Source organism: Ruegeria sp. BH6 (assembly GCF_056538105.1).
In genome coordinates this window covers 471,891-484,435 of the sequence record NZ_JBQFSR010000001.1, presented here as the reverse complement: position 1 = coordinate 484,435, position 12,545 = coordinate 471,891, and the positions used below count along the sequence as shown (strand labels likewise).

Annotated in this window: 10 protein-coding genes and 2 tRNA genes; 5 read left to right on the top strand and 7 right to left on the bottom strand. The window is 58.3% G+C overall.

What is annotated here, in order from left to right:
* The first annotated feature begins 16 nt into the window (after positions 1-16).
* From recJ to ACR0B8_RS02425, 3 genes are all read left to right on the top strand, one after another.
* Positions 17-1,759 (top strand): single-stranded-DNA-specific exonuclease RecJ, encoded by a 1,743-nt coding sequence (gene recJ / locus ACR0B8_RS02435; protein ID WP_480657813.1) that lies wholly within the window; start codon positions 17-19, stop codon positions 1,757-1,759.
* 98 nt (positions 1,760-1,857) lie between these two features.
* Positions 1,858-1,932, top strand: a tRNA-Glu gene (locus ACR0B8_RS02430).
* A 23-nt stretch (positions 1,933-1,955) separates the two neighbouring features.
* Positions 1,956-2,030: transfer RNA gene (locus ACR0B8_RS02425), tRNA-Glu, on the top strand.
* 9 nt (positions 2,031-2,039) lie between these two features.
* Here the strand turns inward: ACR0B8_RS02425 and ACR0B8_RS02420 are convergent.
* Genes ACR0B8_RS02420 through ACR0B8_RS02390 form a run of 7 tightly spaced genes read right to left on the bottom strand, consistent with a single transcriptional unit; the run spans position 2,040 to position 9,426 of the window.
* Positions 2,040-3,881 (bottom strand): V-type ATP synthase subunit A, encoded by a 1,842-nt coding sequence (locus ACR0B8_RS02420; RefSeq protein WP_480657815.1) that lies wholly within the window; start codon positions 3,879-3,881, stop codon positions 2,040-2,042.
* Positions 3,878-4,570 carry a hypothetical protein gene (locus ACR0B8_RS02415; RefSeq protein WP_480657817.1) on the bottom strand — a complete coding sequence of 231 codons (693 nt, stop codon included), beginning with the start codon at positions 4,568-4,570 and terminating at the stop codon, positions 3,878-3,880. Before ACR0B8_RS02415 ends, ACR0B8_RS02420 begins: the two co-directional genes overlap by 4 nt.
* Before the next feature lies 1 nt (position 4,571).
* Positions 4,572-5,249, bottom strand: coding sequence for a hypothetical protein (locus ACR0B8_RS02410; protein WP_170357769.1), 678 nt, complete (start codon positions 5,247-5,249; stop codon positions 4,572-4,574).
* Positions 5,249-5,692: an ATP synthase subunit C gene (locus tag ACR0B8_RS02405; RefSeq protein ID WP_170348235.1), complete on the bottom strand. Its 444-nt coding sequence runs from the start codon at positions 5,690-5,692 to the stop codon at positions 5,249-5,251. Before ACR0B8_RS02405 ends, ACR0B8_RS02410 begins: the two co-directional genes overlap by 1 nt.
* A complete protein-coding gene (locus ACR0B8_RS02400; protein ID WP_480657818.1) occupies positions 5,689-7,485 on the bottom strand; it encodes a V-type ATP synthase subunit I in 1,797 nt (598 codons plus the stop codon). Before ACR0B8_RS02400 ends, ACR0B8_RS02405 begins: the two co-directional genes overlap by 4 nt.
* On the bottom strand, positions 7,482-8,087 hold the full coding sequence (locus tag ACR0B8_RS02395) for a V-type ATP synthase subunit D (RefSeq protein WP_226688629.1): 606 nt from the start codon (positions 8,085-8,087) through the stop codon (positions 7,482-7,484). Before ACR0B8_RS02395 ends, ACR0B8_RS02400 begins: the two co-directional genes overlap by 4 nt.
* Positions 8,065-9,426, bottom strand: coding sequence for a V-type ATP synthase subunit B (locus ACR0B8_RS02390; protein WP_226688630.1), 1,362 nt, complete (start codon positions 9,424-9,426; stop codon positions 8,065-8,067). Before ACR0B8_RS02390 ends, ACR0B8_RS02395 begins: the two co-directional genes overlap by 23 nt.
* 245 nt (positions 9,427-9,671) lie before the next feature.
* Between ACR0B8_RS02390 and ACR0B8_RS02385 the strand changes: the two genes are divergently transcribed.
* The gene (locus ACR0B8_RS02385; protein ID WP_170348231.1) at positions 9,672-11,411 is read left to right on the top strand and encodes an ABC transporter substrate-binding protein; all 1,740 of its coding nucleotides are present in this window, start codon (positions 9,672-9,674) and stop codon (positions 11,409-11,411) included.
* A gap of 83 nt (positions 11,412-11,494) precedes the next feature.
* A complete protein-coding gene (locus ACR0B8_RS02380) occupies positions 11,495-12,544 on the top strand; it encodes an ABC transporter ATP-binding protein (RefSeq protein WP_170357763.1) in 1,050 nt (349 codons plus the stop codon).
* The last annotated feature ends 1 nt before the right edge of the window (position 12,545 follow it).

The window sequence follows — 12,545 nt, the reverse complement described above, 5'->3', positions numbered from 1 at the left end:
GCATAAGAGGCACACCATGAGTTATCTTGGGGTTGAGCAGTCACTATCCGGGCGACGTTGGGTCGGCCCAGCGCCCGACCTTGAGCGGGCCGCGGAAATGCTGATCCAACAGGCCGGTCTGCCCCGCGCGGTGTGTCAGGTTCTGGCGCGACGCGGCGTCTCTGCTATGGAGGCGTCCGGGTTTCTGGAACCCAAACTGAAAGAACTGCTGCCTGACCCGCGCGACATGAAGGATATGGAAAAAGCCGCAATGCGATTCCTGTCAGCGGTCACGAACAATGAGCGGATCGCAGTGTTCGCGGACTATGACGTAGATGGCGCCAGTTCTGCGGCTTTGCTGCTGGTTTGGCTGCGGCAGATGGGCCGGCAGGCTACTTTGTACGTGCCCGACCGAATTGACGAGGGCTATGGCCCCAACGTGCCCGCGATGCAGGAACTGGCCGCCACGCATGACCTGATCATCTGCGTCGATTGTGGCACGCTGAGTCACGAACCGATTGCAGCCGCCAAGGGCGCGGATGTGATCGTGTTGGATCACCACTTGGGCGGCGAAACTCTGCCCGATTGTGCCGCCGTGGTGAACCCTAACCGGCAGGATGAAAGCGGCGATCTGGGCTTTCTCTGCGCCGCCGGTGTCGTGTTTCTGATGCTAATCGAAGCCGGACGTCAACTGCGTGAGACAGGTGTAAAGGGGCCTGACTTGATTGGTCTGCTGGATCTCGTGGCGCTGGCGACCGTGGCTGATGTGGCCCCGCTAATCGGGGCAAACCGGGCGCTTGTGCGACAAGGCCTGAAGGTTATGGCCCAACGGCAAAGGCCCGGTCTTGTGGCGCTGTCGGATATGGCGCGCATGGATTCAGCGCCTAACAGCTATCACCTGGGGTTTCTGCTGGGTCCGCGCGTTAATGCGGGTGGGCGCATTGGTCAGGCAGATTTGGGCGCGCGGTTGCTTAGCACAGAATCGATGCTTGAGGCGCAGGCGCTCTCGCAACGCTTGGATGAATTGAACACCGAGCGTCGTGACATCGAAAACGCTGTACGTGCCGCAGCGTTAGAGCAAGCCGAGGAACGTGGTCTGGATGCGCCGCTTGTTTGGGCTGCGGGTGAAGGCTGGCACCCTGGTGTGGTCGGCATCGTGGCCTCACGCCTGAAGGAAAACGCCAACCGCCCCGCGATTGTCATCGGTTTCGACGGGGATGAGGGCAAAGGCTCGGGCCGTTCGATCTCGGGCGTTGATCTGGGTGCGTCGATCCAGCGGCTAGCGGCCGAAGGGTTATTGGTGAAGGGTGGCGGCCACAAGATGGCGGCGGGGCTGACCGTGATGCGCGACCAGTTGGAACCTGCCATGGCGCGGCTCAGCGAATTGCTGGCCAAGCAAGGCGCGGGTGAAGGCGGTCCGGCCGATTTGAAACTAGACGGCACCCTGATGCCTGGTGCAGCCACTATTGATCTGATCGAACAGATCGAAAAGGCAGGTCCGTTCGGGGCCAGCGCCCCTGCCCCGCGATATGCGCTGCCGGACCTGCAGGTGCGTTTTGCCAAACGCGTTGGTGAATCCCATCTGAAACTGTCCCTGTCCGACGGTGTTGGCGGCGGTCTGGATGCCATTGCCTTTGGGGCCTTTGACGGTCCGATGGGCGAAAAGCTGTCAAATCACGGCGGCGCACGCTTTCATTTCGCCGGACGGCTGGAAGTGAACACGTGGGGTGGACGTCAAAGTGTGCAACTTCGGCTGGAAGACGCAGCAGAGGCCATTTAAGCCCGATTTCAGGCCTTGGAAAAAACTTTCACGTCCTTGCATTTTTCGGCTTGCGGGGGTCCGGGCGAAACCGTAAAAGGCCCTCCACAAGCCAGCGTGGCCCGTTCGTCTATCGGTTAGGACGCCAGGTTTTCAACCTGGAAAGAGGGGTTCGATTCCCCTACGGGCTACCACTTGTGCTTGCGCCATACTAAATGGCCCGTTCGTCTATCGGTTAGGACGCCAGGTTTTCAACCTGGAAAGAGGGGTTCGATTCCCCTACGGGCTACCACTTCCCTATTTAGACACCAAACTTCTCGCGGCACAGATTTTGTATCTGCCCCCAGATCGACTTGAATTCCGGTGTGTTTTCCGCCGCATAGTGAAAGTTCTTCATCAATCCTGTGAGCTGCGTAAACACCTGCCGAACCTCGGCCTTGTCAGCGAACTCCGCAGTTGATTGGGTCACGTCGTAGACCAGCTTGAAGGTCATTTTCTGACGTTCCAGCGGCACCGTCGCGTCCACTTTGTCAAACGCGTCCTGCTGCAGATAAACCATATCCACAAACAGCGCTTTTTGCTGGGTTACGAAATCTTGGATCGTGACGCCCTCTTCCCCCGTCACCTGCATCATCTGATCGACCTGTTCGCCTTTTTCGATCAGGGCCAGCAAATCCCGGACCTTGCCGGTCCAACCCGGTTCGGCGTTTTTGTCGTACCAGTCGGACAATTGATCCGTATAGCGCGACCAACTGAGCATCGGATCGACCGCAGGATAAAACCGCTTGTAGGCGCGTTCCGAAGACAGGCCGAGGAAACATTTCACTGTGGACAGGGTCGATTGCGTGACCGGCTCGTCAAAGTTGCCGCCGGCGGGGGAGACGGTTCCGATCAAGGTAAGGCTGCCCAAATCGCCGTCATTGGTTTTCATTGCTCCGGCACGCTCATACAGCCCCTTGATCGAGCTTTCCAGATAGGCAGGAAAACCCTCTTCGCCCGGGATTTCCTCAAGTTTCCCGGATGTTTCGCGCATCGCCTGCGCCCAGCGGCTGGTACTGTCGGCAATCAGCAACACGTCATAGCCCATCTGTCGATAGTATTCGCCCAGCGTAATACCGGTGAAGATCGAGGCCTCGCGCGCGGCAACCGGCATGGACGACGTGTTGCAGATGATGATCGTACGATCCACCAGACTGCCACCCGTGGTTGGGTCGGTCATCTTGGGAAACTCGTGGATCGTCTCAACCACTTCACCCGCACGTTCGCCACAGGCTACGACAATGACGATATCCACCTTGGCATTGCGCGCGATCAGGTTTTGCAGAACGGTTTTGCCCGCCCCAAACGGCCCAGGAATACAGGCCGTCCCCCCGCGTGCGATGGGAAAGAACGTGTCGATCAGGCGCTGAGAGGTCAGGACCGGTTCGGTCGGATACAACCGCTCGGACAGCGCGCGTTTCAGAATGCTTTCCGATAAAGGCCGCCGCACTGGCCATTTCTGGCATAAGGTCAGCGTGTGTTCGCCGCCTTGCTCATCTTCCAGACGGGCCACTATGTCGTGGATCGTGGCCGCGCCTTTTTGTACCCAGATGACCTTGTAATCGCCCATCCAGTTAAACGGCAGCATGATCTTGTGGGTGAAATGTCCCTCGGGGACCGTTCCGATGCTGTCACCGGCCGTCACCGTATCCCCGACCTTGATCGAAGGGCTGAACGACCATTTTGCCTGATCGTCCAGCGGAGCGACATCGGCCCCGCGGGGCAGGAAGGTGCCAAAATCAGCCGCTACTTTGGGCAAAGGCGATTGCAACCCGTCGAACACCTGCCCCAACAAACCCGGCCCCAGCTCGACCGACAGCAATTGGCCAGATTGTTCGACCGGGTCACCCACGGCAACCCCGTCGGTGCTTTCATAGACCTGCACATCCGCCGTATCACCACGCACCCGCAGCACCTCGGCCTTCAGGCGTTCCTGCCGCCCACCCGGCCCGGGGCGTGTTGGCAGAATAAAGACCACTTCGTTCTTGACCAACTGCCCGGGCTGGCCCGAGGCGTCATGGTTAGCCTGAATCTGCACCAACCCCTCTTGCACCGAGACGACACGGGCGGTGGCGGTCTGTTTGGCAGAGGTTGGGGCGGTCATGCGTTTGCTCCGTCAAAATCGATATCGGCGACATTAGCCATGGCCTCCTGGGCCAGATGCTCAAATCTATTGGCCGCCTCCTGCGCATTGCTTTGCGCCCAGCGGTCGAAAATGTTCCAGATCAGCACGTAGATCACCACTGCTTCGAAATCGAAATAATGGCGGGCAGCGTGGCGTTTCAGTTGCTTGTGGCTGACCGACAAGAGCAGCCGCTCCAAGCCCAAAGGATCTGCAGCGTCCAATAGTTGCTGGGCCTCCTTGATCCAAGGCATCGGACCTTCCAATCGAAAGCTCGGATCGTTCCAATTGGCAGGGATATGGCGGACCCAACGCCCCATACCGAACGATCCGGCAGGTGGGCTGACCCCCTGTTTGCGCAGGCGCAGCGCGGCCACTACAGTACGCAAGTCCATCCGCTCAATAAGCATCTTGCGCAAGGTGGGCTGCGAGATATCGTGCAACGCCTCGTTGCAGCGCCCAATGGCCTGCGCGTCGGTTACCCCGATGTCGTAGTCGCCCCAGTTCAAAGCATGCTCCAACACCTTCAAAACGCGCGCATCCTCGGGTGTCAGCGCCTGTAAACGTCGATCCAGCCGCAACCGCGACAAGGGCGGCTGTTTGGCGACAAACAACCGCTCCGACCCCGGTAAGCTGCTGATCAGCGCGATATAGGCGTCAGGGTTTGGCATCCTAACGGATCACCCCCTCCAGAACGGCCCGGAAACGCGGCTGTAGATGCTCCATCAGCAACGAGGCCACCGCTTTATCCGTCAGATCCAAAGCCACGCCTTGATCGTCCGCCCGCACCCGTATGCCACCCTCGGCATCATCCGAGGCGTGCAGTTCGACCTGCTCGCGCAGCATTTCAGCGGTCAGGCCCAGTACATATTTAGTGAGCTTGCCAGATTGGATATCGTCGGCATTCTGTTTGATATCCTCTTGCGTGGCGATCTTCGCGGGCAAAATGACTTCTACCTTTCCGTCCAGATTGGCACCTTCTGCCGCACGGCCCACAACTTCGAGTATCATCTGCTTCAGCAGGTCTGGATCGGCCATTTCCTTGGTGACCAGACGTTCGACGTCTTCGCGGAAGCGGTCCGTCAGCCCGGCTTTCATGGTCAGCACCGCATCCCGCATGGCAGTGTTCAGCGCCTCTTCGCCCGCTGCGCGGTAGTTGTCAGAATCCGTGCGGGCCTTCTTTTGATACGCGTCCGCCTCGCGTTTGGCGTCGGCCAGTATCTTCGCTGCTTCGGCCTTGGCATCGGCGCGCAGTTTATCTGCATCCGCCTGGCCAGCGGCCACCCCATCGTTGCGCAACTTGTCGATCAGCGCGTCAACACCGTGAGAGATCATGCCATCCTGTGCCATCAGCTTATCCCCGCGCTGATGACCAAGGCAAAGACAAAGGCGAAAACGCCAAAGCCTTCGATAATCGCGGCCGGTGCCAACGACAGCCCGAAGATTTCCGGCTTTTCCTTAGTTGCATTGATCGCTGCGGCACAGGCCCGGCCCTGCCAGATACCGCAATACATCAATGCGATGCCCGACAAGATGCCGATCCCGAACAACCCGCCCGCATTTTCAGGCGTCACCTCACGGTTCAGGGTGAACATGATGACGATGCCATAGATCACCATGGTCGACGGAAAGGCCGAAACGCCAACGAACCGACCATAGCCCCCCTCGGTCTCGGTCATGGCGCCGATGCTAGCCATTCCGGCAATGGAGCAGCCAATGGCGCTTGCCGCCGCCCCCAGTGCCATCGGTGCGTAAATCCCCAGCCAACCCAATGTAAGAACAAGCTCATTCATTCCTGAACCTCCTTGCGGGCAAACGGGCGAAAGACGATGCCTTCATCCGGCAAACCCCATTTAAAGAATTCGATGTAATTAAGACGCAGCCCGTGGACGACGCCGCTCATCATCGCGAGGGCGAAGTTCAGGGCGTGACCGACGATCAGGATCAGCAGAGCGAACAGGATGCCGGGCCCCTTCAGCGCGTGCATCACTGACACCGCCAGATCGTTGAATGTGATCGCCAGCGAGGCCGAAGCCAAGCCCAGCGCGAACAGGCGCATATAACTGAGGACGTCACCAAACGCCCCCATCGCTCCGGCAAGGGCTTGGATGCCGCCAATCAGACGCCATAACCAATCGATTGGCTTGTTGATCTGGCGATCGCTGGAAAACCAAAGGATCGCCAGAACACCCGCGCTAAGGATCACCGCACCAGGTGTTGCAGAGTTTCCCTTCATAAAGCTGAGCCACAAAACAAATCCGCCAATCAGTGCAGCGATCCAGCCCAGATTGGCAATCGCATTGCGCTGCCCCCAGGCGGCGTGGGCGGCCAGTGCATTGGCCAGCACCAAATGCAGAACTCCCACAACGATCGAGACCATCATCATGGCACCAAAGTTGTTCAGATCGAGCAATTTGGTCTTGGCGAGGACGGAACCATCCGGCGGTGACACGCCGAAATAACTGCCTACCAGAACGCCATAAACAATCGTCGCGCCCGAAATAATCAGCCCATACCGACGCCATGATTTCTGCCCGGCAGTTCCGTCCATTCGTTTCCAAAACAGCAGCAAGCCCAGCAATATGATCGCGCCGTACCCCGCATCGGCCACAATCATGGCAAAGAAGAACGCGAAGGACACAGCGACGATGACGCTTGGGTCCCAATCCTTATAACCCGGCACTTGATAAAACAGCGCCAAATCTACGGCAGCGTTACGTTTTTCCGGCTGCTCCAACAGCGTGGGTGGCGAGTCTTCGGGGCCTGGGTCCTCGATCAGAATCGCGGCGTCCTTACCCTTCGCCATGTCCAACACGGCATCAACGCGATCTTCTGGCACCCAGCCCTGAAGGGCAAACATCGCCTCTTCGTCGCGCACTTTCTGCGTCGCATGGGCAAGCTCTGCTGCGCTCTCGGCCACCGAGAGGTTACGCCGCATCAGCGTCAAGTAGCGGGTCTGGGCGACCCGTTCGGCCTCAAGCGCTTCAATGGCAATTTCTGTCTCTTCCAACTGGGCTTCCAGCTCATGAATGGGCAGTGACCCCGTATGGGTGCGCGGCACTGGCAGAATGTCGTCGGCGGGCTCATCCGACGAGATCAGAACGGCATATATAAACCGATGATCCTGCTCCAGAATCGCCCAGGGCAGCGTCAGGTCATTCAAAGCATCTCGACGCTTTAACGGCAGTTGGTAGAACCATAGCCGGTTGCCCGCCAGAACGTCATCGGGCGGAAAATCCAGATCGCCCCACGGCCGCACCTTCGCAATGCGATCGGCCAGAAAATCCCGCCTGTCTGTCATGTCGCGGCTGCGCTGCATCAGGTCGCGCACATCCTTGACGAACTGATCCATATTAAAGTCCGTGTCGCGCTGAATTTGGCGGCGTGGCTCAGGTACATCTGTCAGGAAACGCAATGCCTTATAGGCATCTCTTGCACCGCGCGCGCTGATCTTTTCCGGCTCAGATGGTGGCGGGGCCAGTGGCAATACATGCATGCACCCCAGTGCTTGCAACGCCTCAAGCGTTGCGGTTTTCTGCGCTGCCCGTCCTACCAGCGAGAGCTTTTTTAGGCGCGCGATACTCATGTCGCTGCCTCTTGCGCATGTTTGCGCTTGGAGATTTTCGAGCGGACGACGGCCTGCATCTGCTCATCACTCAGGTAGATGCGGATCTTCTTGATATTGGCCTTGGCGCGCGGGATCAGTACCTTTTCGAACAGGTTCACCCGCTGCGTGATCGTGGCAACAGCCTTGTCGAAAATCCTGACCCTCTCCTCGGCTACTTTGACCCGCAGGCGCGCCTCGATCATGTCATGCAGCAACTGCGCCGCGGCATCCACCCAATGGGGTTTTGCCAACAGCGAATAGGGGCGCACAGCAACCTCGATCCGGTCCAGATCAGGCATCTTGACGCCCACCACGTTGACCTCTTTGATCCTGTAGTCTTTCAGTTCCACCAGCCCGTCCAGATCGATGCTTTGCTGTGCCAGCATTGGCAGCTTTGCCCCTACCTGCTGGGCCAGCTCTTGCACCTCGTCCTCTAGCCGTCTCACCTCCTCACGGGCTTTCACACGTTCCGCCATCAATTGCTGGCGCTTGAGGTCCAGTGACGGCAGGAACCGCTCATAGCTTTTCAGCTGCGTCTGCTCGCGGGCGAGCGACGATTTATTCAGCTGCAACCGCGCCATCGGCATCCTTTGGGAAATATTTGTCGACCAGAGCTTGCTTCATCAGCAATTGTTCTGGGGCAAAACACTCAGCCAGGGTTTTCCAGCCCAGATCAAGCGCATCCTCCAGCGGGATCGAGACGTTGATATCCATGAAACGCTTACGGAACAGCGCGCCAAACTTCAGCAGTTGGTGATCGTAATCCGACAGGTCAAAGGCCATCGCCTGCTTCTGCGCGGCGTCCCGGCTTTCCGAATAAAACCGGATCATCGTGTTCATAATCTGCCCGTGGTCTTCGCGGGTCGTCTTACCAACTACGTTCTGCTTGAGGCGCGACAGGCTGCCGAACGGGTCTATCACACCCGAATGCAGGTAAATCTGGCCTTCGGTGATATAGCCCGTGTTGTCCGGCACCGGATGGGTCACGTCATTGCCTGGCATTGTCGTCACGGTCAACACGGTGACCGACCCGCCCTTGGCGTAATCACACGCCTTTTCGTACCGGCGCGCCAACTGCGAATAGAGGTCACCCATATATCCGCGCTGCGATGGAACGCGTTCCTGACTGATCCCCACTTCTTTCATCGCATCTGCGAAAGCGGTCATGTCAGTCATCAGAACCAGCACGCGCTTGCCCTCTTCCACCGCGAATTTCTCGGCCACGGCCAACGCCATATCCGGCACCAATAAGCGTTCGACCAGAGGGTCCATCGCCTGATTGACGAACATCACGGTGCGCGAGAACACGCCCGCATCCTCAAAGGAGGTGCGGAACGTGTAATAGTCATCAAAGATCAATCCCAGCCCACCGAACACCACGATATCGGCATCCGCCTGAATACCGATTCGGCTGAGAAAGGCGTTGAACGGCTCACCTGAGACCGAGAAAATCGGGATTTTCTGGCTTTCGACAAGCGTGTTGAACACGTCGATCATCGGCACATCCGTGCGGATCATCTTGTTGGGAACCGCACGCTCGGCCGGGTTTACGGTGGGACCACCGATGTCGATGCGCGGCTCGGCAGTCAGGTCGGGTCCGCCGTCGATCGCCACCCCCGCCCCGTCGAACACGCGCCCCAAAATGTTGGCCGAATAGGGCGTCTGCATTGGGTGGCCAAGAAAGGTCGCCGTCGCCTCGGTGGATATGCCCTTGGTGCCCGAGAACACCTGCAACGTCACCACGTCCCGATCAATTAAGATCGCCTGAGCCAGAGTTTTGCGGCCATCCACCGTCTCGATCACCGCCAGATCGTTGAAGCGAACGGCTGGGTCGCGTGCGCCATCAATCGGCACCCGAACCTTGATCGTGTCACCGACAATTTCCAGAACACGCGTGTACTTCAACAGGCTTCGGGACATCACTTACCCCCATGCGTCAAAGAGATTTTCAGTAAATTCGCCACGGTGGTCAGTGGCATTTTTTGTAATTGTAAGGACAGCTTACAACGAATTCAGAAATTGGCAACCGAGGATAAATCAACCCTTCGAAACCGGCGGAATTATCATTTACTAAAAATTTAGTTTGACAGGTGCGCAGAAAATCGCTGATGCTGTCGGTCATCCGGTTAGCGCCGGACAACCATAATTTTTTTGGGAGGAGACAGATGCGGAGACATCTACTTTCCGCAGTGGCGGCGGCTGCCGTCATTGCGGGGCACGGTCCCGTTTGGGCCGACGAAGCCGCAGCACAACGTTGGATCGACGACGAATTCCAGCCATCGACCTTGTCGAAAGACGAACAGATGTCGGAAATGCAGTGGTTCATCGAAGCTGCACAGCCTTACGCTGGCATGGAAATCAACGTCCTGTCCGAAGGCATCCCGACACATTCTTACGAATCCGAGGTCCTGACCAAGGCGTTCGAGGAAATCACTGGCATCAAGGTCAACCACCAGATTCTCGGTGAAGGCGAAGTGGTTCAGGCGGTTCAAACCCAGCTGCAGACCGGCCGGAATCTGTATGACGGCTATGTCAACGACAGTGACCTGATCGGCACCCACTCGCGCCTGCAACTGGCCTATCCGCTGACCGATATGATGGCTGGCGATTGGGCGGCGACAACTTCGCCGACGCTGGATCTGGATGACTTCATGGGCATTCAGTTCACCACCGGTCCGGACGGCAAGCTGTACCAGCTGCCTGACCAGCAGTTCGCGAACCTTTACTGGTTCCGCAAGGACTGGTTCGACGACGAAGCCAACAAAGCCGCGTTCAAAGAAAAGTACGGCTATGACCTGGGTGTTCCGGTCAACTGGTCTGCTTACGAAGACATCGCCGAATTTTTCACCAATGACGTGAAGGAAGTCGACGGAGTGGCGATCTATGGCCACATGGACTACGGCAAACGCGCACCTGACCTTGGTTGGCGTATGACCGATGCGTGGCTGTCAATGGCCGGTGCCGGTGACGTGGGCGAGCCCAACGGCATTCCGGTTGATGAGTGGGGCATCCGCATGGAAGCGGGCACTTGTAACCCCGTTGGTGCGTCGGTATCACGCGGTGGAGCTGCAAACGGCCCGGCTGCGGTCTATGCGATCCGCAAATGGGATGAGTGGCTGCGGGCATATGCGCCTCCGGGTGCGGCGTCCTATGACTTCTACCAGTCGCTACCAGCGCTTAGCCAAGGCAACGTCGCCCAGCAGATCTTCTGGTACACCGCCTTTACTGCCGACATGGTGAAGCCGAAATCCGAAGGTAACAACACCGTGGATGACGAGGGTACGCCGCTGTGGCGGATGGCACCCAGCCCGCACGGCCCCTATTGGGAAGAAGGCCAGAAGGTTGGTTATCAGGACGTGGGGTCTTGGACCTTCCTGAAATCGACCCCTGCGGATCGTGCTCAGGCGGCTTGGCTCTATGCCCAGTTCGTGACCTCCAAGACTGTCGATGTGAAGAAGTCCCACGTGGGTCTGACCTTCATCCGCGACAGCTCGGTCAATCACGAGTCCTTCACCGAGCGCGCACCCAAGCTGGGTGGTCTGGTCGAGTTCTATCGCTCGCCTGACCGTGTGGCATGGTCGCCCACCGGCATCAACGTGCCGGACTATCCGAAGCTGGCCCAGATCTGGTGGCAGCAGATCGGTGACGTGAACTCAGGCGCGTTTACCCCGCAAGAGGCGATGGACCGTCTGGCTGAAGAGATGGACATCACCATGGCCCGTATGCAGGCTGCGGACGAAAGCGCCGGTGTCTACGGTGGTTGTGGTCCACGCCTGAACGACCCGCAGGATCCTGCCTTCTGGCTGGAAAAAGAGGGTTCGCCAAAGGCCAAGCTTGAGAACGAAAAACCGCAAGGCCAGACCGTCAACTATGACGAACTGGTTCAGCGCTGGCAGGCTCAGTAGACCATTGAAACCCGGGGGTGCCGGTTCAGGCATCCCCACCCTAAAGACCAGTGCAAAGCACTGAAGGACCGGAACTCACGGACATGATCGAATTACAAGATGCCACCAAACGGGTTGGCAACGTCATCCATATCAAACCCACCAACCTGACGCTGCAAACGGGCCATTTCAACGTGCTGTTAGGCGCGACGGGCTCGGGCAAGACCTCTCTGATCAAGATGATGGCCGGGCTGGACCCGATCGCTTCGGGCAAGGTTCTGATGGATGGGCAGGATGTGACTCGGCTGAACACGCAAAAGCGTCAGATCAGCTTGGTACACCAGTTCTTCGTGAACTACCCGCATATGAGTGTTTTCGACAATATCGCCTCGCCCCTGCGCGTGGCTGGTATGGCGCAATCCGAAATCGAGGGCCGCGTGGAAGAGGCCGCCGATCTGCTGCAATTGCGCCCGATGCTTAACCGTCGCCCGCATGAGCTGTCGGGCGGGCAACAACAACGTACCGCGCTGGCCCGTGCCATCGCGAAAGAAAGCCGCGCCGTGTTCCTGGATGAACCGTTGGCGAACCTTGACTACAAATTGCGCGAAGAGCTGCGCGAACAATTACCAGACCTGTTTGCAGGTCGAGGTGCCGTCGTGGTTTATGCCACCTCGGAACCAGAAGAGGCCTTGCTGTTAGGTGGGTACACCGCTCTGATGGAAGACGGCCACGTTACTCAGTTCGGCCCAACCGCTGATATCTATCGCAATCCCGAAAACATCGCCGCTGCGCGGGTGTTCTCGGACCCGCCAATCAATGTGGCTCGAGTCTCGGTCACTGGCGCTCAGGCGCAACTGGCGGGAGGGGGCGGCTGGACCGTTACGGATATGGCTGATGGAGAATACATGGTTGCTGTGCGTCCGCACCGAGTAACCCCGGTCCGCACCTCGGACGCAGATGTGGAACTGACCGGTCGTGTGATCGTCACTGAACTGTCCGGTTCCGATTCCAGCGCGCATTTCCAACATGGGGATGAAGCGTGGGTCTCGCTGGCTGCCGGTGTGCATCCCTATCAGGTCGGTGAGGATCACAGCTTTTACATGAACCCGGCGCATTGCCGGTATTTCGGCCAAGACGGCAAAAGGGTGGCCTGAC